This window comes from Paenibacillus algorifonticola, from assembly GCF_050481745.1.
Lineage (GTDB): Bacteria > Bacillota > Bacilli > Paenibacillales > Paenibacillaceae > Pristimantibacillus > Pristimantibacillus algorifonticola_A.
In genome coordinates, this window is the sequence record NZ_JBCNGR010000044.1 from 23,596 (window position 1) to 46,446 (window position 22,851).

Sequence of the window (22,851 nt, forward strand, 5' to 3'; positions counted from 1 at the left end):
TGGTTCCTGAAGAAAAGGTGACCCCTCGTAAGTGAATTTTGTTTACATAAAAAATAATATGTCACCTTTTTTTGTGCGGCCTCTCTTAACTCCCTATCATATTCTCTTTTTTCCTGCATATGTTTAATTTGTTAAGGATAAATTCCAGTCGTATACGGGTGGGGTGTGATGAAAATGAATTCGGATGACATGCAGTGGGTGCGATTGGCTGCCGCCCATTTACCGATTGGTGCGGAGCTTGCTGAAATTTGTTGCCCGTCTCCACATTACGCAGTTGTAGTGGCAGATTTGAATGGGGACGGTTGCCCTGAGGTAGCAGCGGTGTATCGTTTGCATAACGAATATTTTGTTATGATTTTGCAGCATTGTCAGCTTGGCTGGGTTGTAGGCGCTTGTGTGAAAGGAATGGGGTACGGCGTAACGGTGATGACTGCCGCCCCTGTAACCAACTGCTTATGCTGTAATTTAATCATTGGCTGGCAGGTTGGGGCGATATGGTCCACGCTGTCTGTGTATGCCTACAGCAATTTCAAGCTTTGCCTTGTGCTGCCGGATGGCATCAATTTCAGCTATTTGGAAGTGGAGGATATGCCAGGACCGAACGGAAGGGATGGGCAGGCTGAGCTAGCGCTTTGGGCACATGACACGGGGGAAGCATATGATGTCCACGTTATGCGCTGGTCGAAAGGGATGCTTGTTCCAGCGCCAGATGTGTACCCCTATTACTTCAGCAAAGTTGTCCACTATTACGAACGAATGGTAGCTGGGTATCCGGATTATGGTTTTTATTGGTTCCACCTTGCAGACGCACAGTTTAAAGCGTGCCAGCTGCAGGCGGCGCTTGCCTCTGTCCACAAGGCGCTTAGCTTCCCCCAGCCTTATCCATCGCTTGAGGTGCTGAGGCAATTAAAGCATGCCATATTGGCTAGCAGCCGAGAGGAAATGGGCATAGAGGCAGCACGGCCAACAGCAAGTATAACTGCCGATATTGACGGCTTTGAAGCGGAAGATAGGGAGAATGAGCGCAGAGTGGTATTTCTTCCCGCAGCAGTAAAGACGACGAGCGGGACAAAATGGGGCTATATTGATGCAAAAGGCAGCTTCGTCATCGCGCCGCAATTCAGCAGTGCAGATGCTTTTCAGCCGAATGGGCTAGCAGTTGTTCAATTAGGCAATAATAGCGGCCTTATTGACATGTCAGGTGCTTTCCGTATTCGGCCAATTTATGATTTTATCGGCCCGTTCACGGAAGGACGTGCTGTCATCATTGATAGCGCAGGCTTTAAAATCATCGATGAGCGGGGAAATGTGCTGACCACTAAAGCCTATTCATACATCTCTGCGTTTGCAGATGAACGGGCGATGTTCTACATCATGAATGAAGCAGACAGCAGCTCCAAATATGGGTATTTGGACCGCAAAGGGACGGAGGTTATTCCGGCGCAGTTCGAAAGCGCTGGCGATTTTGCCAAAGGAAAAGCAGTCGTAAAGCTGCATGATCAGGCCTTTGCATTAATTGATCGAAGTGGACGCAAGCTTGCCGAATATCCGTTTTATGATGTAGGCCAGCTCGGAGAGGGGCTGCTTTCCTATCAGCCGGAGCAAAACGGCAAATACGGGTACATCAACGAGCGCGGCCAATCGGTCATTTATCCGGCGTTTACAGCGGCCATGCCGTTTCAGGATGGACGGGCGATTGTGAATACAGCGGAGGATTTTGGCGCGCTGTACGGCGTCATTGACAAGCGGGGCGGCTATGTTGTGCAGCCGGCCTATAATGATATTCGCCAGTTGGGCGAGCAGCGGCTGGCGCTGGGCAAGGCGAGAAATGCAGATCAGCCGTATCTCGGCTCGCTGTATGCGATTGCAGATCAAGATGGCAAGCTGCTGACGGACTATTTTTTCACGGATGTGGCGGATTATAAATATGGGCTGGCTTCCGTTACGGATGGGAAACAGACCTATTTTATAAATACGAAGGGGCAGCCCGCACAGGGGTATCCACGCCTGTCCGGAAGAGGCGTATTAACGATTATGGATGGCGTTGTGCAAGCGGTAGTCGATAACCGGGAGTCCTATTATACGCGCAGCGGTCGCCTTATTTGGCAAAGCAACACGATCATTCCGCTGCGGGTTCCACTGCGTGTCAAGGAGCATAAATACAAGCCAAACGTCGATTATTTGGTGTATTATCCAAGCGTTGAGGGCATGGTCAACCAAGCGGCACAGCAGCAGGTGAACCGCAAGCTGGAGGAGCTGTCGCAGGTCAAGAGGGTCCCGGCGAATGTGCAGCTGGAGTATTCGTATGACGGCGATTTTGACGTCACCTGGTTCCACAAAAACCTGCTCGTTTTGCAGTTGAACGGCTACAATTTCCCGTTCGGTGCCGCGCATGGGATGCCGACGATGATTTACAGCCATATCAATGTCATCGACGGGTCGATGTACGAGCTGAGGGATCTGTTCCAGCCAGGCAGCAACTATGTAAAGGTGCTTAGTGATATCGTTGGCGAGCAAATTAAGACAGATCCCCAGTACAGCTACGTGTTCCCGGACACGTATACGGGCATTAAGGCGGATCAGCCTTTTTATGTGACGGAGGATGCGCTGCATCTTTATTTTAACCCGTATGATATTGCACCGTATGCTGCCGGGTTCCCGACGTTCCGCATTCCGTATGCCCAAATAAGCTCCATTATTGCAACAGAAGGTGCTTTTTGGCGATCCTTTCATTGAGAGAAGCGGCTTTTATAGCATAATAGTCGCGCAAGCGGAGAGCATGCTATAATAGCAGGAAGGACTACGTAGCAGAATGGAGCAACGCGCAATGAAGAGGTTTAAAAAGTTTTATGTGGAAATTACGAGCATCTGCAATCTGGCCTGTACCTTCTGTCCCCAGACACAGCGGGCGAAAGGCTTTATCCAGGTCGAGGATTTTGAAAAGCGGCTGGAGCAGATTAAACCGTTTACGGATTATATTTATTTTCATCTCAAAGGCGAACCGCTGCTGCATCCAAAAATTGACGAGCTGCTGGATCTAAGTCAAAAGCACGGCTTTAAAGTCAATTTGACGTCGAACGGGACGCTGCTTCATAAAGTGAAAGAGAAAATTTTGACAAAGCCGGCGCTGCGCCAAATGAATTTCTCTCTGCATAGCTTTGACGGACACATCGGCTCGACGAATAAAGAAGGTTATGTTCGGAGCGTATTGGATTTTGCACGTGAGGCGGTTGAGCGGACAAATATGATCATTTCGCTGCGCCTTTGGAATTTGCATACCGACAATGCGACGAATGCGGAGCGCCAGCGCAATCGCGACGTTTTGGCGATGATTGAACAGCAATTTGGGCTGGATTACTTCATTGAGGAGCGGGTTGCTCCGGGTAAAGGACTGAAAATTGCTGATCGCATTTACTTGAATCAGGATCATGAGTTTGAATGGCCGGATTTGAAGGCGGAAGAGGATGACGGCAAAGGCTTCTGCTACGGGCTGCGCAACCAGGCAGGCATTTTGGTCGATGGAACGGTCGTTCCGTGCTGCCTCGACGGCGAAGGCGTCATTGATCTGGGAAACATTAATGATAAACCGTTTTCGGACATTATTGAGGATGATCGGGCGATTAAGCTGGTCGAAGGCTTCTCCCGCAGGGAAGCGGTCGAGGAGCTATGCCGGAAATGCGGCTATCGCAAGCGCTTCGGAGCTGGGGCATAAGATACGGGGCCAATGCAGCCCAATGCAGCACGTTTGGATCTGCCAAACAAGATGTGAACGATGATAATGCTGAGCTTGATACTGCGTTACAAAAGCACTTAAAGCATGATTGGAATGAATATGGGGAAGAAACTCATGCTATTTAAAAGAAAACTTGTTATGCTAACGGCGAACGTTAGTTCAGCGATCCAGGGAGCAGTTTGCCACAGCGGCAGCTGCTCCTGCTGTTATTAAGCTAAAGGCAGAATCCTTCCAATATTTGTAGAAGTATGATTGGACTGAAAGGGTTTTTCAGGGGAAGGAACAGGACTGTCTTCTTGGTTGTTCAATTCAGAGAACGCTGTCCTTTTCATACCCGCTTTGTGTATACCCTCATTGCAAAGAAATAAGCGATAAGCAAAATCCCGACGCACCACGCAAGAGCGATCCATATATCATTGCCCACTGGCTGCCCTGACAGTAGTGCACGGATGGCTTCCACTATCGAGGTCACCGGTTGGTTTTCGGCAAAGGCACGAACGACCGCAGGCATCGACTCGGTAGGTACAAACGCCGAGCTGATAAACGGCAGGAAGATAATCGGGTAGGAAAAGGCGCTTGCGCCGTCCACCGACTTTGCTGACAGTCCTGCAATTGCCGCGACCCAAGTTAATGCCAACGTAAACAGAGCGAGTATGCCAACTACTGCAAGCCATGACATTGGCCCCGCGGACGAACGAAAGCCCATAACGAGCGCTACGAGTATGATGACGACAATCGATAGTGCGTTGGATACCAGCGAGGTCAGCACATGTCCCCATAGTAAGGTGGAACGTGAAATGGGCATAGAGTGAAACCGCTCGAATATGCCGCGTTGCACATCGGTAAAAAGGCGGAAAGCCGTGTAGGATATACCGCTAGCAATAGCAATGAGTAGGATGCCAGGCAACAAGTAATTTACATAGTTATCCGTTCCGGTTTCAATTGCACCGCCGAAGACATAGACGAACAGCAACAACAAAGCGATCGGCATGATGGTAACCGAGATAATGGTGTCCATACTGCGGAAAATATGGCGCATGGAACGTCCAAGCATAACGCTCAAATCGCTGACAAAGTGTTTCTTTACCGTCTCCAATTATTTTCCCTCCTTGTTGCCGACGATTGCGAGGAATATCTCCTCTAATGTCGGCTGTTTTTCAACATATTCCACCTTTGTCGATGGGAACAGCGTTTTCAGCTCCGAAAGCGTACCGTTGGCAATAATTCTACCCTCGTGCAAAATGGCAATTCGGTCGGCAAGCTGCTCAGCTTCTTCCAAATACTGTGTGGTCAGGAGTACCGTCGTGCCACCATCGGCAAGCTCTTTGACAATCTTCCAGACCTCGATACGCGACTCGGGATCAAGTCCAGTGGTCGGCTCGTCGAGGAAAATGATCTGTGGTTTTCCCACTAGGCTCAGGGCAATGTCGAGCCTGCGGCGCATACCACCTGAATAAGTAGACACCTTGCGGTCGGCGGCGTCTGTCAGGCCGAAGCGTTTAAGGAGATCGTCCGCAGTCTGGCGCGGATTATTGAGGTATCGCAGCTTGGCAATCATGATAAGATTTTCTCGTCCGGTCAAAATTTCGTCCACGGCGGCGAATTGACCGGTCAGACTGATCGCCTGCCGCACATGGTCAGGTTTTGTTGTAACATCGAATCCGTTTACGTATGCGGTTCCGCCGTCTTTTTTGAGCAGCGTGGTGAGGATTTTGACAACGGTTGTTTTGCCCGCCCCGTTGGAGCCGAGCAGGGCGAAAATACTGCCTTTTTCCACCTCGAAATCTACGCCCTTTAGGACTTGCAGCTGCTTGTAGGACTTTTGCAGGCCAATCACTTGAATCGATTTGTGCTCCATATTTTCCCCTCCTTATATAACCGTAACTTTAGACAAATCGGCATCCATGCCTTTAAGGGCAGCATAGGTCAGCTTATCCATTGTCGCGCCTTCAAAGCAGATCGTTTTGATCGCACGGTAATATTTCTTGGACAAAGAAAAGCCAGAAAGGAATGAAACATTTTTGAGTATCGCGCCTTTAAACGAAACCTCATTCAGCGCCGACTTGTCGAATTTGACGCCTATGAAGGTCTGCTCGTCAAATCGCACCCCTCGCAGATCCGAATATTTGAAGTCCACTCCGTTAAAAGTACATCTATCAAAGATTGTTTTTCTAAGATCGGTCATCGTTAACTGGACGTCAGTTAGCTTTACATCTATAAATTTTGCTCCATCCAGACCCGACTTGCTGATGTTGGTACGTATAAGGATGGACTTATTGAAGCTTGAATCCTTAAGGTCAATGGCAGAGAGGTTGCAGTCAGTGAGATTGGCATGGTCAAAAATAGCTTCACCCACATCGCTGCTCGCAAATGTGCTGCCCGTCAAGTCAGCACCCGTAAAGTCGGAGCCCCGTAACGCACTCGCTGCAAATTTTCCTTTATGCGCGATAACGCCCGCAAGGTCACTCTTGGGCAGATAACTCGCACTAAAGTTCGTCACCACTTGCCGTTCCATCGAGCGGGAGAGGTTAGCGACCTCGAGTATCGTTTGTTCGATGTCGCCGATGCTCTCAATGGTCATATGAAACGCGGTTGCATCATCTTTGCCCTCGGTTTTGAGCTCAGCATATCGCTCCTGCAAATCGGAGTGCAGGTCCGCCTTTAATTCGCTGACGCTTTTTACCCCATCGTATGGCGTGAATACACCGTTCAAATAGTTCGTCAATTTCTGATTCATCTCATCAAATCTCCTTTATAATAAATTTTCTAGCACGCGCTTCGAATACTCCCAATTGCTTTTGTTGCGAACGTAAGTCTCCTTGCCCTTGTCGGTAATCCGAAAATACTTGCGCCGTCCTCCCTGAGATTCATCGCCCCAATACCACTCGATATCGCCGTCTGTTTCAAGCCGCCGGACGCTGGAGTACATCGTGGCTTCCTTTAATTCATACTCGCCGCCCGAGCGCTCTGCGATCAGCTTGACAATTTCGTACCCGTAGCGGTCAGCTTCGGATAGGAGCCGTAAAATCATTGTATCGGTATGTCCGCGCAGCAGGTCGGATGTAATTTTGTTCTCGCTCATGTAATCACCTCCGCATTTTTATAATACGATACACTACTGTGACTGTCAAGGTAGTTTATCTAGTGAGATACTTTGCTTGAAAAGAAATATTTATCGCTGAAGGAGTAAGTCGTGGAGAGGCTTCAGTGGATAATGAACAAAAATATACCGATGCCTACTCCGACTTATACATCGGTGTAGACATCGGTATGAAAGAACGAAGGAACATATAGAAGTTTGCGCAATATGGGAATTTAACAGTCATGAAGAGAATTTAAAAAATGAAAACCGAAGCTTACGCTTATGCGTGCGACGAGACCAGTATATGCCCGTATGCCCGGAGAAAAGGTAGCTGATGAGGCAGCTCAGCAGCAAATAAGGAAAGGCCTCGATGCCAAATAACTCCATGCCCATTATGGCAGCGGCGAGCGGGGTATTGGCGGAGCTGCCAAATACAGCAACGAAGCCAATGCCCGCAAGCAGGGGAACAGATACAGTCAGCAGGCCGCCAAGCGCACTGCCTAGTGCAGAACCGATGACGAACAGCGGCGTTACTTCGCCGCCCTGAAATCCGGCGCCAAGCGTAACGGCAGTGAACAGGATTTTCAATAGAAAAGCGAATGGAGATAATGCTTCATGAAAGGCTTGTTCCATTAGCGGAAGCCCAAGGCCAACATAATCCCGCGTCCCTACGGCGTAGACGAGCAAAATGATAAGCAGACCGCCGATGAAGCTTTTGAAAGCTGGATTCGGGATATAATGGCTGAATACCGCTTTGAGCTTATGGGTAAGTACGACGAATAGCCGCGCCGTCAAACCGAACAATATTGAAGCGAGTACAATAGCGAGCAGCAGCTTTATATTGAAGCCTGGCAGGCTGCCGATGGCATAATGGCTATGATGCGTGCCTAACCCAAGGGCGACGGCATGTCCAGTAAAGCCAGCCGCCAAAGCGGGCAGCACCAGCCAGTAGGGGACAAGGCCTATTGCGAGCAGCTCTAAGCTGAATATGGCGCCAGCAAGCGGGGTGCCGAAGACGGAACCGAAGCCGCCGCTTATACCGCAGATAAGCAGCATCTTTCGCTCTAATCCACCGAGCCGACAAAGGCGTCCGATATAGCTAGCCATACTGCCGCCCATTTGCACGGCTGTCCCTTCACGTCCGGCTGAACCACCGAATAGATGGGTGATCATCGTACCGAAAAGAACGAGCGGTGCCATGCGCAGCGGCACTCCGCCATCTTCTGCATGCAGCTGCTCCAGCACAAGGTTATTCCCTTTGCCAGCATCTCCGCCAAGCTTCATATACAGATAGCTGACCAAAGCTCCACCTAGTGGAAGAAGCCAGAGCAGCCATGGATGCGCCAGCCGCTGATTCGTTGCTGCATCCAAAAGCGCCAGCAGCAGCGCAGAAGCAGCTCCCGTGAGTACACCAGTGGATCCAGCAATGCCAAGCCAAATAAGGAAAATGCGTATTCGCTGCTTCATGAATTATAATTCCCCTGACATGATAAGTTGATATTTAAGTCTATATCCCTTTATCGGATGAGTCAATGAATGGCGAGCTTCGCCATATCCTCAAATAATTGTACGTCATACAATTATTCATTTGATGCCATACAAGAGCTCTTGTTACAATGCTCATATATGGAGCATAAATGAAGGAAGGTTGATGAATATGAAATATTATGTCATTGATGCGTTTGCCAATCACCTTTTTGAAGGGAATCCAGCTGGTGTTTGCATTATGGATGCGTGGCTGCCGGATGAGCTCATGCAGAAGATTGCTATCGAGAACAATTTATCCGAAACGGCGTTTGCGGTAAAGGTTGCGGATGATGGTTACCATATAAGGTGGTTCACACCAGGCGGTGAAATTGATTTGTGTGGCCATGCAACGCTGGCAGCAGCTTATGTGCTTGCGAACTTTTATGATACAGCTCTTAGGCGTATTCGTTTCACAACAATGAGCGGCGACTTAATCGTTGTAAGGGACGGAGAGCTGTACGAATTGGATTTCCCGAACAAAATGCCAAAGCCCCATGCGCTCACACAGCAGATGGTTGAAGCGCTCGGAATGGTGCCCGTTGAAACGTATCTTGATCGCGATTTAATGTTTGTACTGGAATCGGAGTCTGATGTCAGCAGCCTGAACCCGGATTTCACAAAACTCGCCGCACTGCCAGAAGGACTCGGCGTGCTGGTTACTGCTAGAAGTGAGCAGTACGATTTCGTATCCCGGTGCTTTTTCCCAAAATTAAAAGTGGAAGAAGATCCTGTATGTGGATCAGCCCACTGCAATTTTATCCCTTATTGGGCTGAGCGTCTGAGCAAGCAGGAAATGACGGCAAGACAGGTTTCTAAAAGGGGAGGCACCTTGTACTGCAAGCTTGCTGGTGATCGCGTGAAGATAAGCGGCCGAGCTGTATTGTATTCGATTGCTGAGCTCTTTGTCGATTAAGATGATGCATATGGAGAAACGGGCATAATTTTATATATATATAAAATTTCACTATTCAACTGTAGCCGTTACTGCCTATACTTATGGCTATAAACAGAAATAGATAGGAAGAGGAGAATGGCATTGAATAACCCATTGCAAATACAATTGAACCGGGAGTACATACTGGAATTTTTGAACCGCTTGCTTCAAACGCCAAGCCCTAGCGGTTACTGCATGGCGATTATGAGGCTGCTGGAGGAGGAAGCTCGCAAGCATGGCTTTGAGCTGGAGCTGACGCCGAAAGGCAATGGAATCATTACGATTCCGGGAACAGGAAATTGTACAGCGGGCACGCTTGCGTTAACCGCTCATGTGGATACGCTTGGCGCGATGGTGCGAGCGATTAAGCCAAGTGGCATGCTGCGCTTTACGCCCATTGGCGGTTATGCCATGCATACAGTGGAAGGCGAATATTGCCTCGTCCATACGCGCGATGGCCGCCAGTATGAAGGAACAGTGCTGTCGACGAAAACGTCTGTCCATGTATATCCAGAGGCACGGGACTGGAAGCGCAGCGAGGAAAACATGGAAATACGCCTGGATGCGGATACGACGTCTAAAGAAGAGACGAAACGACTTGGCATCGAGGTCGGGGATATTATTTCATGGGACCCGCGTACAAAAATTATGGACAATGGCTGGGTAAAATCGCGGCATTTGGATGATAAAGCGAGTGTCGCTGCCTTGTTCGGGCTCTTGGAGTGGTTTGGACGCGAAGGGAAGCGACCGGAGCGCACGCTTAAGCTGATTTTTTCCACGTATGAAGAGGTAGGACATGGCAATGCTTATATGCCGCCGGATGTGACGGAGCTGATCGCGATTGATATGGGCGCTTTAGGCGACGACTTGTCCGCAAGTGAGCGGGATGTATCCATTTGTGCCAAAGATTCCTCGGGCCCTTATGATTATGCGATGACCTCGAAGCTGATTGAGCTGGCAAAGGCTTCAGGCATTTCCTATGCGGTCGATATTTATCCGCAATATGGCTCGGATGCATCGGCTGCACTGCGGGGCGGTAGCAATATACGAGCCGCGCTCATTGGGCCGGGTGTGCATGCTTCGCATGCCATGGAAAGGACGCATGCAGATGCTATTATAAACACGGCAGCATTGTTATTATCCTACATAAGCGAGGGATATTCATGGACAACGAAATCAAGCTAAAGCTGGACACGCAGCAGTTGGGACAGATTGCCCAGCATCATTTCGGCAGGGAGCTTGCGCATTCGCGCGAGCTTACCGATGGCTGGGCCAATACGGCGTATCAACTGACGCTGGTGGACGGCTTCCAGTCGGTTATAAAGGTGGCTCCTACGGCGGTCGGGTCGCTGATGCGCTATGAGCAAGAGATGATGAAAACCGAGGTGGAGGTTATGAGGCTCGTGTCTCAGAATCGCCGTATTCCAATTCCCGAAGTATACGCTTATGACCAATCACGGTCGCTTGTACCGACTGATTATTTTATTATGCAGTGGCTGGAAGGAGAGCCTTATAACAAAGTAAAGGAAAGCTTTACCCAAGAAGAACGCGAGCAAATTGAGCTTCAGTTGGGCGAGTACAATGCCTATATTAATGAGTTCAGCGGGGAAAAGTTCGGTTATTATCCACTGAAGGAGGCGTTTGCGAGCTGGACGGATGCTTTTTGGGCGATGCTGCAAGGCGTGCTTGATGATGCAACGGATGCAGGCGTTACGCTTCCGGCAGAGCGCCTGGTCATTGAACAGGAGGTAAAGGAGCGATTGCCTTATCTGCATGCCGTGACGAAACCAAAGCTGCTGCATTGGGATTTATGGGATGGCAATATATTTGTTAAGGATAAGCAAATTTGCGGGATTATCGACTTTGAACGGGCGATGTGGGGCGATCCGCTGATGGAGCATTATTTTAGCCATTTTAATCTATCAGAGACGTTTTTGCGGGGTTATGGTCGTGAAGCGCTGACGACTGAGGAGCAAATACGACGAAGCTTGTATGATTTGTATTTGGATTTCATTTTATTAATTGAATGCGCTTTCCGCAAATATAGCGACCAAACGCATCTGGAGTGGGCAAGAGACAATGCAGCTGAAGGCTGGGAGCGGTTTATGAAGCTAAGCTGAAATAGCTGAAATAGCTGAAATATTAAGAAGAAGAGCCGGGCAAGGAAAAGAAAAAGTCTGTAATAAGCTTGCTTAACGTTTCCTTGGCCCGGCTCTTTTGTGCAATCAGCGTCCGGAGAGCTGCTGTTCCGCAATTTGAATAAGACGACGGGTAATGGATCCCCCGATGGAGCCCATGTCACGCGTGGTCATATGTCCATAATAACCATCCTGCGGCAAATGAATGCCAAGCTCCTGTGCAACCTCAAACTTCATTTGCTCAAGCGCTGCACGCGCCTGTTGTACAACCAGCTGATTCGAACCTCTAGCCATAAGGGTGACCTCCTCAAGTAATAAGCGGCAGCATTTTTATAAGAAACCAAGCTTTCCCATGATAAAAGAAAAATGGCTTCCAAGCGCTGGCTTATTGCTATTATGTGGAGGTATTTCCTTGAATATTCACCAATTTATCCTGAATTTACCTCAGATCAGCTGAACCGTTCCATGCTAAAATGATAGGACGGCAAGGGGGAATCGGCATGTTTAAGCGACCGATGCTGATGACGGCATGTGATCAGCCTTTTGATAACGAGCAATTTTTATTTGAGCCGCTCATTGATGGGCAGCGCATGCTGCTTTCTTTTATCAATAGGAAGGCGCGTTTGTTCACAAAGCATGGTTATGAGGTCACTCGGCAATATCCGGAGCTACTCAGGCTGCCACTGTCCCGGCCTGTGGACGTTGTGCTGGATGGAGAGCTTTCTTACATGAACCCAGACACACGGAGACTTGAATTTGCTCCGCTCATTGACCGATATAAGATGACGAAGGAAGCACGCATTCGCGAAGGCGCGATAAAATGGCCTGTTCGTTATTATGTGTTTGATTTGCTTTATTATGACGGAGTGGACTTGCGCAGCAAGCCGCTGCTGGAGCGGAAGAAGCTGCTGCAAGCGCTGCTTGAAGATAATGGATTTTTTATGAAGCTGCCATATGTAACCGGGTGCGGCACACAATTGTGGGGACGAATTACCGCTTACGAGCTGGAGGGTATGGCTGGGAAAAGAAGCGAGAGCCTATACCTCGCCGGACGGAGCGCGCATTGGCTGAAAATGACGAATGCGGCGTATTCCCGCATACATATGGACTCGAATACTGCTGCATGGCTCTGATATAGAAGCTAAGCAGTATTTTTTTTTGGAGCACAGCCGATTTTTTGTTTGGCTTTGACCCATTTACACGCAAAGTAATCAATAGCGTAGGAGAACAGCAGGCCAATGCTGTATCTGACTAAATCAATACCGCTGAAGCCTTGTCCTAGCACAAGTCCTCCGAGCGTCGTATGGCGCACATTTCTAATCCATTCCGCCTGATAAAGCTGGCTGAATTCAATGCCGAAGCTGAAGGCCGCGCTGCAAGCGAGCGACAGGAGCAAGGGACGCCTGACCTGCAGCATGCGGAAGCCAAAGTAAACCATGCTGGCCCATAATATATCGCCAAAATGGGCGACGACGAATGACGGCAGCTGGCTGGCGAAATGCCGCGAGCTAAAGCCGAGCGCCATCGTAAGGAGGACGGCTGCGACATAATAAAAGATTGGTTTAAGCATCGTTTGTACCCTTCCTAAATCATTATTTAAAACCGTGCATTTGCTTGAATTCGCCTGGCGTGCAGCCGACATAGGCTTTGAACAATGTATTAAAATACGTCGGGTTTTCGAAGCCGACCTGGCGGGCGATTTCATACAGCTTCATGCCGCCGCCGCGGATGAGCAGCTCTTTGCCTTTATTGATCCGCTCTTTATTGACATATTCCATGGGGCGCAGCTTGAACGTTTTTTTGAAAAGCAGGCATAGATGCTGCGGCGTGACATGAAGCAGCTCCGCCAGCTCGGGCAAAGTAATCGGACGATGCAGGTTCGCCTCGATATAGCGCAGCACAGGATGAAGCCGCTCATTCATTTGCTGCGTGGCCAGACTGCCTTCGGCAAGCTGCTGGCGCAGCCCAAGCAGCACGCTATAAATTTGCTTGGAGCCGAGCATGCCAAGGCCCGGCTCCTTCTCCCGCATAAGGCGCAGCATATCGCTCATCATCTCTAATACAGGGCGGGAGTCGTTAATCGTATAGATGCCAGGGCGAGTCAAGCCTGCCAGCTGGTTTAGCGATTCGGCGAGTGACCCGTCATACGTAAACCAGTAAGCTTCCCAAGGCTCTTTGACCGCATGGTAGCTATGGGCAAGCCTTGGAGGGAGGAGGAAGCCATCGCCTTGCTTCACCAGATAACGTTCCTGATCGATAATAAGCTCTCCTTCTCCTGAGACGACCTGCGTCCACTGGTAATCGGGAAAGCCTTCCGGGCGACGAATACCCTCCTGATGATCCCAATGTCCCACACCGGTTATATAGACGGGCAGCTGATAATCCGTCGTTGTCAGCGTCGTATAAATAATTTCATTCATGGGAAGCATCCCCTCTTAGTTGTTAATATTCAAATCTTTAAGTAAAATACGAAAATAGTTTAATGATCTTTACTTTTCTAGCTTTTATAATGTGAATATTATAACTAAACTTATACTGAGTTGAAAGAGGTGCCTTCATTGTCGAAGAGAAAATTTACGTATCAGGCTCCAGCTAACGGATATCCAGAGTGGAATAACAACCCTACTATTTTTGAGCTTAATCGGTTGGATGCACATGCAACCCGTATTTCTTATACAAGCGTACAAAAAGCGCTTCAAGGCGAGCGTACAGGCTCCGAGCGCTATGTTTCGCTGAATGGAGATTGGAAGTTTTCCTTTGCGGAAAATGCGGAAGCACGCATCGCTGATTTTTATAAATTGGATTATGACTGCAGCAGTTGGGCTTCGATTCCAGTACCGAGCCACTGGCAGCTTCAAGGGTATGATTACCCGCAATATACGAATGTGACTTACCCATGGGTGGGCAAGGAGGATATTAAGCCGCCATTCGCGCCTGTTAAATATAACCCGGTCGGTTCCTATGCGACAACCTTTACCGTTCCTGAGGGCTGGGATGGACAGCCAGTGTTTATCAGCTTCCAAGGTGTGGAGTCTGCCTTCTACGTTTGGGTAAACGGTGATCTTGTTGGTTATAGCGAGGATACATTTACGCCGGCAGATTTTGATTTGACGCCTTATTTGCAAGAGGGTGAAAACAAGCTGGCGGTAGAAGTATACCGTTGGTGCGACGCAAGCTGGCTGGAGGATCAAGATTTTTGGCGGATGAGCGGTATTTTCCGTGAGGTGTACTTGTATACGGCGCCTCAGGTTCATATTTATGACTTCTTCGCTAAGGCGGCGCTGGATGCAAATTATGAAGATGGCGAGCTGACGGTTGAAGTGAAGGTTCGCTTCGAGGAGGAAGCTTCCGAGCAGCAAACAGCTGTAGAAGCGATGCTGTATGATGCCTCCGGCGAGCCGGTTTGGCAGCAGCCGCTGAGTGGAGAAGCGATTCGACAGGAGAAGGGCGAAACCGTTGCAGCATTAGCGCTGAATACAAAGCTTGCGCAGCCGCTCAAATGGAGCGCTGAGGAGCCGCATTTATATACGCTTGTGCTGTCGCTTAAAGATGCAGAGGGCAAGCTGACAGAAGCCGTTAGCTGCAAAGTCGGTTTCCGCACGTTTGAAATAAAAGACGGCTTGATGCAGATCAACGGTCAGCGCATTCTTTTCAAAGGCGTCAATCGTCATGAGTTTTCCTGCGACACCGGGCGTGCGCTCAGCTATGAGGATATGGTGACCGATATTAAGCTGATGAAAGCGCATAATGTCAACGCCGTACGTACTTCGCATTATCCGAATCATCCGCTATGGTATGATCTGTGCGATGAATATGGACTTTATGTCATTGACGAAGTCAATCTCGAAACGCATGGCTCATGGACATATGGGCAAAAAGAGGTTGGAGACGCTGTGCCTGGCAACTTCCCAGAATGGACGGCAAATGTGCTCGACCGCAGCCGCTCTATGCTCGAACGCGATAAAAATCATCCATCAATCGTTATTTGGTCGCTAGGCAATGAATCATTTGGCGGGGATAATTTCCTGAAAATGGCCGATTATTTCCGTAAGACAGATCCGTCCCGCATTGTGCATTACGAGGGCGTTTTCCATTGTCGCGAAAGCGAAGCGGCTTCGGATATTGAGAGCCATATGTATACGAGTCCAGCAGGAGTAGAAGCCTATGCCAAAAATAATCCGCAAAAGCCGTTTATTATTTGCGAATACAGCCATGCAATGGGCAATTCCTGCGGCGGCTTGCATAAATATTGGGAGCTGTTTGACAAATATCCGATCCTTCAAGGCGCTTTCATCTGGGATTGGATCGATCAGGCTATTCGCACGCAAACACCGGATGGCATTACGTACATGGCCTACGGCGGCGATTATGGCGATAGCCCGAACGATGGCAACTTCTGCGGCAATGGTTTGATTTTTGCTGATCGTACCGTTTCCCCTAAGCTGCATGAAGTGAAGGCCTGCTACCAAAACATCAAAATTCATAGCCCGAACTGGGAAGCTGGAACGGTGCGCGTCGACAATAAAAATCTGTTCGTATCGCTGGATGCGTACGAGCTGCACTGGAAGCTGAACAGCAACGGTATTATTATGCAAAAAGGCGTGCTAACTGTAGACATCGCAGCGGGCGCCTCTGCCGAGCTGGCCATCCCGTTCCAAATGCCGACAGAAGCAGGTCTGAATGAAGAAATTACGCTTACGGTCAGAGCTGTCCTGAAGGAAGCTACGCCATGGGCGGAGCAAGGACATGAAGTGGCATTCGGTCAATTTATTGCGCCTGCTTTGCCTGTCTCCCCTGTTGCTGTTGAGATTGCATCGCCACAGTATGGTGCAATAATGGTTGAAGCTGCATCTAATGGAGCCCTTGTGTTGACGGGAGAAGGCTTTGACATTCGCTTCAATCAGGCGAGCGGCGAGCTGGAGTCCTACCAAATTGGCGGTTCTGAGCGGCTGTCTTCGCCGATTGTCCCGAATTTCTGGCGGGCATACACGGATAATGACCGCGGAAATGGACATGTCGAGCGCTGTGCGCCTTGGCAGGCTGCTTCGAAGGAGCGCCAATTGATCCGCTTCAGCTGGGAGGCGCTTGGAGATCGCGTGAGAGTAAAATCGCAATACCGCTTAAGCGCTGCTGCTGAGACACGCTGCGAGCTGGCTTATACGATTTACGGCGATGGGCTGATTGAAGCTGAGCTGCTGCTGCAGCCTGGTGAAGGCTTGCCGGAAATACCGGAAATCGGGCTGCTTTTCACAATGAATGAAACGTTTGATTCTATTGCTTGGTATGGCAATGGCCCCCATGAATCATATTGGGACCGTCAAACTAGTGCGCGTCTGGGACGTTTCGGCGGCAAGGTGAAGGATCAGCTTATGCCTTACATTCGTCCGCAGGAATGCGGCAACAAAACGGAAGTGCGCTTCGCAGCAGTAACCGATGCAAACGGAAGCGGCATTTCGCTTCAGGGCGAGCCGCGCTTTGAATTAAATGTGCTGCCTTATACAGCTGATGAGCTGGAGGGGCATGATCATCCTTACAAGCTGCCTGTGAGCGATAAAACAGTCGTTCGCGTCAATTATCGTCAAATGGGCGTTGGCGGAGATGACAGCTGGGGAGCGCGGGTTCATCCGGAATATACGCTTCCAGCGAATCGCGACTATCGTTTCCGGATCTCGCTGCGCGGACAATAATCGAGGACTAACGCTAGGATTGCTTTGTGTTAATTATATAGCTATGATACGGCAAACTGCCGCTATGACCGATCAGGTCACAGCGGCGGTTTTTTTGCATGTAGCGGGCATATTTGAAGGAAAGAGGATAAGCAGGTATAACAAAAGTGTTGACGAAAACCAAACGAAATAATATTATGTCTAAATAAAAGACAAACAAAAATCAATTTTGTCTAATTAAAATCTAGAGGAGTTGCAAAAATGTTTAGTAATCGATTTTTCCGTACGATCATCCTGTCCAGAATTTTGCTCCAATTGGGTATTTGGATTAGGAACTTTGCGATCTTGCTGTATGTGACGGAAGTCACGAACAACGATCCCTCAGCTGTATCGCTTATTTCGGTGGCAGAGTTTGCGCCGATTTTTGTATTTGCCATCATTGGCGGCACGTTTGCTGACCGCTGGAAGCCTAAACGGACGATGATCGGCTGTGATTTCTTGTCCGCTTTTTCCGTCCTCGGCGTATGGATCGCATTGCTTAGTGGCTCATGGCAAGGGCTGTTGCTGACGACGCTGGTTTCGGCCGTGCTGTCGCAATTTTCCCAGCCATCTGGCATGAAGCTGTTCAAGCAGCATGTGCCACAAGATCAACTGCAAGCTATGATGGGCATGTATCAGACTATAATGGCTATATTTATGGTCATAGGACCGCTGCTCGGTACATTTGTATATCAGCATTATGGCATTGAGGTGGCGATTACGGTTGCTGCTGCGCTGTTTTGCGGCTCAGCAGCCATATTGATGCTTCTGCCGCGCGATGCACAGTCAGAACGTACACAGCAGGCATCGAGCTTCAGGCAAGAGCTTACGGCGGGACTTCATTATGTATGGGGCCAGCATGCCCTGCGCTCTCTGGGACTTACGTTTGCAGCAACTGGCCTCGCTTCTGGACTTACCCAGCCGCTGGCTTTGTTTATTGCCATCGATAATTTAGGACAGGATAAGTCGTTTTTACAGTATTTATTAGTGGTTAGCGGGGCGGCGATGCTAGTTGGCGGAAGTGTGGTTTTGTCGATCGGGAAAAAGGCAAGTCCGCGCAAGCTGCTCCTATTCGGCTTGTCGGCAAGTGCACTGGCTACGCTGGGCACCGGATGGTCGGAGAGCATTCCGCTAACGCTCGCTCTGCTCATGGTCGGCGGCTTCTGTGTTCCGCTTATTCAGGTGGGCATTAACACCATTATTCTGCAAAACACCGATGCAGCCTTCATCGGCCGGGTAGGAGGTACGATTACGCCCATGTTTACCGGCATGATGGTCATCGGAATGTCGCTATCCGGCGTATTAATGGCAGCCTTGACGCTGCCCCTTGTTTACAGCATAAGCGCTTTTATCTTTGTTATTGCCGCCTTTACGGTAAAACTAGGGAATACGGCAAGGTCAAGTATTTCAAAAGCGTCAACGCAGATTTGAAAAATAATCACTGAATTATGGTAAAATAAAGCGATCACACGCTTTTTTGGGGAAGGATACCGTATGCTTTATTATTTTGCAGCGCTGCTTGCCGCTGCTTTACTGCTGCTGCTGACAAATCCGAGGAGCGAGTCAAATCGCTGGGCCGCTTTTTTTCTCGGATTTGCGTCCATAGGTGGGCTGGCAGATACGCTTGCCGCAGCTGAAATGAATACTTTAGCGCATCTCGTTCAAATGCTGAATCACACATTCACGCCTTACGGCGTACTGGTATTCAGCATCGTTTATTCCGATAAAGTGGCAAACGAGAAAGTGCGCCTGCTGCTTAAAGGACTGCTGCTGCTTCCGGTAGTCGGCATGCTGCTGTTAACGCCGATTACACCCAGGCTGGAGCTGGACTACCCTATATTGCTAGCCTGGACAGCCCCTTATTATTTAGCCTCCTGCTATTTGCTGCTCGTCTCGCTATGGAGTGAGGAAAATAGCCGCCGGAAGCGGAGTCGCTTTATTATTGCCCTTATCATGGTGCCGACGCTGCTGGCGGTGCTTGTTCTTATTAATGTAGCGAACGTTATTTCGCCTGCATTCGATTATTTTCGTTACATTTCACTCTTCATCTTTTATTCGCTTACTGTAGCTGTATTGTGCACATTTGCTTATGGCGTGCTTGGCGTCAAGCTGCGGTTTGAACGCGATCAGTGGGAAAGCACTCGCAAGGCGGTCAGTTCCGGGACGACGATACTTAACCATACGATTAAGAACGAAATCGGGAAAATCGCGATCAGCACAGAAAATTTAAAAAGCGAGCTGTCTGCCGGGTCGCTTGAGGCAGCGGAGCAGCTGCGCATCATTGAAACGGCTTCAAGCCATATGCTTGCGATGGTGACGAGCATTCACAGCCAGACTAGAAGCATTGTGCTGCGCGAGCAGCCTGTCCGTTTGGATGAGCTTGTCGAGCGCTGCTTGCAGCAGCAGCAGGTGGAAGGAAGGCCCATTCGGCTCAAGCTGCATTTGTTATGTAGGCCAACTGTGCTGTGCGATCCGCTTCACCTGCTGGAAGCCATAAATAATCTGGTGCAAAATGCGATTGAAGCGATTCCCGAAGGAATAGCTGGAGAAATACACGTGACGCTGAGCTCGCACAAAAAGGCGGTGAGACTCCTCGTGAGCGACACAGGCACTGGAATGAATGAGGAACAGCTGAAGCAAGCGCTGGAGCCTTTTTATAGTACGAAAAACCGCAGCCGCAATTTTGGACTGGGGCTCGCTTATGTGTATAATGTCGTACACCAAAGCGGATGGACGATCGAGCTGTCCAGCATTCTTAATGAAGGAACAGAAGTGCTGCTGCATGTTCCTGGTCGCAAAGTGATGGAAATCAAGGAGGGAATTCGATGAGCCATATACGGGTGCTGCTAGTAGAGGATGATCCCGATTGGGTGAAGGCGATGACGCTCTTTTTGAACAAGGAAGCGGATTTGCTCATAGTAGGGGTGGCTTCGACGGCGGAAGAAGCGCTTAGCCTGGCTCGAACCTTGTCGTTTGATGTCGCATTGCTTGATATTCAATTGGCTGACCACCAGCAAAATGGCATTTATACGGCCGTAGAAATGCATCGCATCCACGCTGCCAAAATCATCATGCTAACCTCAATGAGCGAGGAGGAAGTGATGACCCAGGCGTTCACTGCTGGGGCTATCAATTATATTGAAAAAACAAATTTTCGCCAGCTGCCGGAAGCGATCCGCAGCGCTTACCATCATCCTGCGCCGATGGAGGCGCTGCTTAAGGAATTTGCCAGGTTAAAGCGTGAGGAGCAATTAAAGGATTTAACGTCTGCCGAACGGGAGGTATTCGAGCTGATTGAGCAGGGCTACACGCAGACGCAAATCGAGCAGAAGCTGTATAAGGCGGAGAGCACACTGAAAAATCAAGTGAACAAAATGCTCAAGAAGCTTGGCGTCCGCAGCCGCAAGGAAGCCGTTGAGAAGGTACGGCGCAAAGGGCTGACCGCCGGCATGGAGGAATACAAAGAATAACCGCATAAGCGAGGGGAGGGTACTACGATTTGTAGTACCCTTTTTCGTATGCCCGCTACAAAAGTTAGCACTGAGCAAACTTTGCTTTTGCTACTACAATTAAGGAAGAACGGAGGGGGCATGATGCAGGCGCCTAGAAAAAAACAATCAGGACGAGCGCTGCTGCTCGTTGACGGACAATGCCAGTTGTGCAGCAAAATCTCGCAATTCGTTATTGCACGTGATCCGAAAGCCTACTTTCGCTTCGCTGCGCTGCAATCGCCGGCAGGGCAATATGTGCTGGAAGCGTATTTGCTGCCTCCGAGCGATTTGGACACCTTCATCATGATCGAGGATGGCTGCTGCTACACAAAATCGGAAGCAGCACTGCGCGTCTTGCGGCAATTAAAGGGACTATGGCCGTTGTTATATTGCCTAATAGTCATTCCTGCTTTACTGAGAAACGTTGTGTATGATTGGATCGCGGCTAAGCGTTATGGTTGGTTTGGACATGTGGAGCATTGCTTGCTTCCAAACGCAGATCAGCGATTCCTTCTAATAGAAGAAAGAGAGGAGGCAGCTCCCTATGTCAAGTAAGCGAAGAGATAAGTCGATATATGTCGAAACGACCATTCATACCGATCTGGATACGCTTTGGAACTACACGCAAATTCCGAGCAAGCATGTACAGTGGGATATGCGCTTTACAGAAATTTTATATTTGCCCCGTCTTACGGAAGAAGAAATGCAGAAATTTCATTATCAAACACGCATCGGCTTTGGGCTTGCGATAGCGGGCACAGGAGCGACTCGGGCAAGCTGGATAGAAAAAGAAAAAATTCAGTCCCGCCTGTCTACCCTATCCTTCAGCTCGGAACAGAAGCTGTCGCTGATCAGCAAGGGAAGAGGCTACTGGCAATATACCGAGCAAGGAGACGACGTCATTTTTCTCACCCGCTACGATTATCAAACACGCTTTGGGGCTGTCGGCCAAGCATTTGATCGATTCCTATTTCGCCCGTTATTCGGTTGGGCAACCGCATGGAGCTTCGATGTGCTCAAAATATGGCTGGAGCAGCACATCCCGCCTGCGGCAACGATTCAGCGCACAATCATTCATTATGTGAGCCTGGCGCTGCTCGCTGTACTATGGCTTTATCAGGGCATTGTGCCCAAGCTGCTTTACCCGGAGACGGGAGAGCTTGCACAGATACATGCCTCGGGGCTATTTTCAGGCTGGGAGCAGCAGGCACTCGTCCTTCTTGGGCTCAGTGAAGCGGCGCTGGCCATTATTTTCGTTATATTTCATCGTTTCCCGATTCTTTATAGCTTGCAGCTAGTCCTGCTTCTGCTCTTGCCGGCCGTTGCTCTGGCGAACAGTCCAGAACTGCTGCAAGCCTCTTATAATCCTGCAACCATAACGATTCCGATGATTGGCCTATGCTTTGTGGCGTGGCGGACATGCAAGGGTCTGCCCAATGCGTCGCGCTGCTTGCGCAAACCTAAAGGTAAAGCTAAATAATAGAAGGGGGACATGAACGATGGCTTCGATTTATGAGCAAGTATTAGGAGCGGACTTTGCAAAGCTGCATCCCCGCATTCAAGAGCGGTTTGGCTTCAGCAGTTTGGATGGCATGGCTTCGATTGGCGAAGGCGTCATGGAGGAAATTTGGTACAGCAAGCGGGTAGCCATCCCGCTTTATATTGGCAGCTCGCGCCATATTATGTTCCCGCAGGGAGGCAGACAGATTCCGTTCACGATTGGGAATTATGCCTATGCAGACCGATTCGGCCGGGAAACGGTAACATGGAACAGAACTTTCAAATTTCCGCAAAAAATACGAAAGTTCGACGCTACGATGATTTATAGTCGAAAAAACAATAAAATTGTCGATTATTTAGGGACGAAACAGCATCTCGCTGTAGACCTCGATATTTCTGCCGTACCGGGAGGAGGCATTCGCATCCGTTCAGGCGAGCAGCGCTTCTATGAGCGTTTTCTGCAGTTTCGTTTTCCGCGCCTGTTTACTGGAGAAGCCAATGTAACCGAGTGGTACGATGATGAGCAGGAGAAATTTCGAATTTCGGTTCAAGTGGACAATCCGCTGCTTGGTACGATTTTTCGCTATTCGGGCTCCTTTCAGGCTTATTTCATCGATACCGGCAAGCAGCGGATCCCGCTTGATGCGAAGCCCCTGCGTGAGGAGCACAGAGAGTAGATTCACAACTTGTTCAAAGTATGAATGCGTATTTCTCCCGCCTTGCTGGTATGATTAGGATGTG

21 protein-coding genes are annotated in these 22,851 nt (G+C 49.4%); 13 read left to right on the top strand and 8 right to left on the bottom strand.

Features of this window, described 5'->3' with window-relative positions:
• The first annotated feature begins 168 nt into the window (after nt 1-168).
• Both ABEW34_RS28715 and ABEW34_RS28720 read left to right on the top strand, forming a co-directional pair.
• On the top strand, nt 169-2,736 hold the full coding sequence (locus ABEW34_RS28715; protein WP_430164229.1) for a WG repeat-containing protein: 2,568 nt from the start codon (nt 169-171) through the stop codon (nt 2,734-2,736).
• A 91-nt stretch (nt 2,737-2,827) separates the two neighbouring features.
• Nucleotides 2,828-3,712 carry a radical SAM/SPASM domain-containing protein gene (locus ABEW34_RS28720; protein WP_099520280.1) on the top strand — a complete coding sequence of 295 codons (885 nt, stop codon included), beginning with the start codon at nt 2,828-2,830 and terminating at the stop codon, nt 3,710-3,712.
• Nucleotides 3,713-4,061: 349 nt separating this feature from the next.
• Here the strand turns inward: ABEW34_RS28720 and ABEW34_RS28725 are convergent, their stop codons facing one another.
• From ABEW34_RS28725 to ABEW34_RS28745, 5 genes are all read right to left on the bottom strand, one after another.
• Entirely contained in the window at nt 4,062-4,829 is a 768-nt protein-coding gene (locus ABEW34_RS28725; RefSeq protein WP_430164234.1) for an ABC transporter permease, read from the bottom strand.
• Nucleotides 4,830-5,591: an ABC transporter ATP-binding protein gene (locus ABEW34_RS28730; RefSeq protein WP_430164237.1), complete on the bottom strand. Its 762-nt coding sequence runs from the start codon at nt 5,589-5,591 to the stop codon at nt 4,830-4,832.
• Between the two features lie 12 nt (nt 5,592-5,603).
• Nucleotides 5,604-6,470 (bottom strand): pentapeptide repeat-containing protein, encoded by an 867-nt coding sequence (locus ABEW34_RS28735; protein ID WP_430164240.1) that lies wholly within the window; start codon nt 6,468-6,470, stop codon nt 5,604-5,606.
• Nucleotides 6,471-6,485: 15 nt separating this feature from the next.
• Complete coding sequence (locus ABEW34_RS28740; RefSeq protein WP_430164243.1) at nt 6,486-6,815, bottom strand: PadR family transcriptional regulator; 330 nt, start codon at nt 6,813-6,815, stop codon at nt 6,486-6,488.
• Between the two features lie 240 nt (nt 6,816-7,055).
• Nucleotides 7,056-8,282, bottom strand: coding sequence for a chloride channel protein (locus tag ABEW34_RS28745; protein WP_430164245.1), 1,227 nt, complete (start codon nt 8,280-8,282; stop codon nt 7,056-7,058).
• A gap of 190 nt (nt 8,283-8,472) precedes the next feature.
• Here ABEW34_RS28745 and ABEW34_RS28750 point away from each other — a divergent pair, with 190 nt between their 5' ends.
• The 3 genes from ABEW34_RS28750 (at nt 8,473) to ABEW34_RS28760 (ending at nt 11,396) form a co-directional block, all read left to right on the top strand.
• The gene (locus tag ABEW34_RS28750; RefSeq protein WP_430164306.1) at nt 8,473-9,255 is read left to right on the top strand and encodes a PhzF family phenazine biosynthesis protein; all 783 of its coding nucleotides are present in this window, start codon (nt 8,473-8,475) and stop codon (nt 9,253-9,255) included.
• A gap of 135 nt (nt 9,256-9,390) precedes the next feature.
• The gene (locus ABEW34_RS28755; protein ID WP_430164309.1) at nt 9,391-10,461 is read left to right on the top strand and encodes a M42 family metallopeptidase; all 1,071 of its coding nucleotides are present in this window, start codon (nt 9,391-9,393) and stop codon (nt 10,459-10,461) included.
• Nucleotides 10,440-11,396 (top strand): phosphotransferase family protein, encoded by a 957-nt coding sequence (locus ABEW34_RS28760; RefSeq protein WP_430164248.1) that lies wholly within the window; start codon nt 10,440-10,442, stop codon nt 11,394-11,396. Before ABEW34_RS28755 ends, ABEW34_RS28760 begins: the two co-directional genes overlap by 22 nt.
• A 105-nt stretch (nt 11,397-11,501) precedes the next feature.
• On the opposite strand, the gene ABEW34_RS28765 is transcribed toward ABEW34_RS28760, so the two are convergent.
• Entirely contained in the window at nt 11,502-11,708 is a 207-nt protein-coding gene (locus tag ABEW34_RS28765; RefSeq protein ID WP_430164251.1) for a small, acid-soluble spore protein, alpha/beta type, read from the bottom strand.
• Between the two features lie 206 nt (nt 11,709-11,914).
• Between ABEW34_RS28765 and ABEW34_RS28770 the strand changes: the two genes are divergently transcribed.
• Nucleotides 11,915-12,547, top strand: a complete 633-nt coding sequence (locus ABEW34_RS28770; RefSeq protein ID WP_430164254.1) for a hypothetical protein — start codon at nt 11,915-11,917, stop codon at nt 12,545-12,547.
• An 8-nt stretch (nt 12,548-12,555) separates the two neighbouring features.
• Here the strand turns inward: ABEW34_RS28770 and ABEW34_RS28775 are convergent, their stop codons facing one another.
• On the bottom strand, nt 12,556-12,984 hold the full coding sequence (locus ABEW34_RS28775) for a DUF2809 domain-containing protein (RefSeq protein ID WP_430164256.1): 429 nt from the start codon (nt 12,982-12,984) through the stop codon (nt 12,556-12,558).
• Between the two features lie 22 nt (nt 12,985-13,006).
• The gene (locus ABEW34_RS28780) at nt 13,007-13,834 is read right to left on the bottom strand and encodes an AraC family transcriptional regulator (protein WP_430164259.1); all 828 of its coding nucleotides are present in this window, start codon (nt 13,832-13,834) and stop codon (nt 13,007-13,009) included.
• 138 nt (nt 13,835-13,972) lie between these two features.
• On the opposite strand from ABEW34_RS28780, the gene ABEW34_RS28785 reads away from it, so the two are divergent.
• The 7 genes from ABEW34_RS28785 (at nt 13,973) to ABEW34_RS28815 (ending at nt 22,787) form a co-directional block, all read left to right on the top strand.
• On the top strand, nt 13,973-17,101 hold the full coding sequence (locus ABEW34_RS28785) for a glycoside hydrolase family 2 TIM barrel-domain containing protein (protein WP_430164262.1): 3,129 nt from the start codon (nt 13,973-13,975) through the stop codon (nt 17,099-17,101).
• A 240-nt stretch (nt 17,102-17,341) separates the two neighbouring features.
• A complete protein-coding gene (locus ABEW34_RS28790; protein WP_430164265.1) occupies nt 17,342-18,550 on the top strand; it encodes an MFS transporter in 1,209 nt (402 codons plus the stop codon).
• Nucleotides 18,551-18,613: 63 nt separating this feature from the next.
• Nucleotides 18,614-19,948 carry a sensor histidine kinase gene (locus ABEW34_RS28795; RefSeq protein WP_430164268.1) on the top strand — a complete coding sequence of 445 codons (1,335 nt, stop codon included), beginning with the start codon at nt 18,614-18,616 and terminating at the stop codon, nt 19,946-19,948.
• A complete protein-coding gene (locus ABEW34_RS28800) occupies nt 19,945-20,589 on the top strand; it encodes a response regulator (RefSeq protein ID WP_430164271.1) in 645 nt (214 codons plus the stop codon). The genes ABEW34_RS28795 and ABEW34_RS28800 overlap by 4 nt, the downstream gene beginning before the upstream one ends.
• Nucleotides 20,590-20,712: 123 nt before the next feature.
• The gene (locus tag ABEW34_RS28805) at nt 20,713-21,165 is read left to right on the top strand and encodes a thiol-disulfide oxidoreductase DCC family protein (RefSeq protein ID WP_430164274.1); all 453 of its coding nucleotides are present in this window, start codon (nt 20,713-20,715) and stop codon (nt 21,163-21,165) included.
• Nucleotides 21,155-22,090 carry a DoxX-like family protein gene (locus tag ABEW34_RS28810; protein WP_430164277.1) on the top strand — a complete coding sequence of 312 codons (936 nt, stop codon included), beginning with the start codon at nt 21,155-21,157 and terminating at the stop codon, nt 22,088-22,090. Before ABEW34_RS28805 ends, ABEW34_RS28810 begins: the two co-directional genes overlap by 11 nt.
• 19 nt (nt 22,091-22,109) lie before the next feature.
• Nucleotides 22,110-22,787 carry a DUF4166 domain-containing protein gene (locus ABEW34_RS28815; protein ID WP_430164281.1) on the top strand — a complete coding sequence of 226 codons (678 nt, stop codon included), beginning with the start codon at nt 22,110-22,112 and terminating at the stop codon, nt 22,785-22,787.
• Nucleotides 22,788-22,851 lie beyond the last annotated feature (64 nt).

Coding starts and splice junctions, on each gene's coding strand:
- ABEW34_RS28715 (WP_430164229.1), top strand. CDS start 169: ATGAAAATGAATTCGGATGACATGCAGTGGGTGCGATTGGCTGCCGCC.
- ABEW34_RS28720 (WP_099520280.1), top strand. CDS start 2,828: ATGAAGAGGTTTAAAAAGTTTTATGTGGAAATTACGAGCATCTGCAAT.
- ABEW34_RS28730 (WP_430164237.1), bottom strand. CDS start 5,591: ATGGAGCACAAATCGATTCAAGTGATTGGCCTGCAAAAGTCCTACAAG.
- ABEW34_RS28735 (WP_430164240.1), bottom strand. CDS start 6,470: ATGAATCAGAAATTGACGAACTATTTGAACGGTGTATTCACGCCATAC.
- ABEW34_RS28740 (WP_430164243.1), bottom strand. CDS start 6,815: ATGAGCGAGAACAAAATTACATCCGACCTGCTGCGCGGACATACCGAT.
- ABEW34_RS28745 (WP_430164245.1), bottom strand. CDS start 8,282: ATGAAGCAGCGAATACGCATTTTCCTTATTTGGCTTGGCATTGCTGGA.
- ABEW34_RS28750 (WP_430164306.1), top strand. CDS start 8,473: ATGAAATATTATGTCATTGATGCGTTTGCCAATCACCTTTTTGAAGGG.
- ABEW34_RS28760 (WP_430164248.1), top strand. CDS start 10,440: ATGGACAACGAAATCAAGCTAAAGCTGGACACGCAGCAGTTGGGACAG.
- ABEW34_RS28765 (WP_430164251.1), bottom strand. CDS start 11,708: ATGGCTAGAGGTTCGAATCAGCTGGTTGTACAACAGGCGCGTGCAGCG.
- ABEW34_RS28770 (WP_430164254.1), top strand. CDS start 11,915: ATGTTTAAGCGACCGATGCTGATGACGGCATGTGATCAGCCTTTTGAT.
- ABEW34_RS28775 (WP_430164256.1), bottom strand. CDS start 12,984: ATGCTTAAACCAATCTTTTATTATGTCGCAGCCGTCCTCCTTACGATG.
- ABEW34_RS28780 (WP_430164259.1), bottom strand. CDS start 13,834: ATGAATGAAATTATTTATACGACGCTGACAACGACGGATTATCAGCTG.
- ABEW34_RS28790 (WP_430164265.1), top strand. CDS start 17,342: ATGTTTAGTAATCGATTTTTCCGTACGATCATCCTGTCCAGAATTTTG.
- ABEW34_RS28795 (WP_430164268.1), top strand. CDS start 18,614: ATGCTTTATTATTTTGCAGCGCTGCTTGCCGCTGCTTTACTGCTGCTG.
- ABEW34_RS28800 (WP_430164271.1), top strand. CDS start 19,945: ATGAGCCATATACGGGTGCTGCTAGTAGAGGATGATCCCGATTGGGTG.
- ABEW34_RS28805 (WP_430164274.1), top strand. CDS start 20,713: ATGCAGGCGCCTAGAAAAAAACAATCAGGACGAGCGCTGCTGCTCGTT.
- ABEW34_RS28810 (WP_430164277.1), top strand. CDS start 21,155: ATGTCAAGTAAGCGAAGAGATAAGTCGATATATGTCGAAACGACCATT.
- ABEW34_RS28815 (WP_430164281.1), top strand. CDS start 22,110: ATGGCTTCGATTTATGAGCAAGTATTAGGAGCGGACTTTGCAAAGCTG.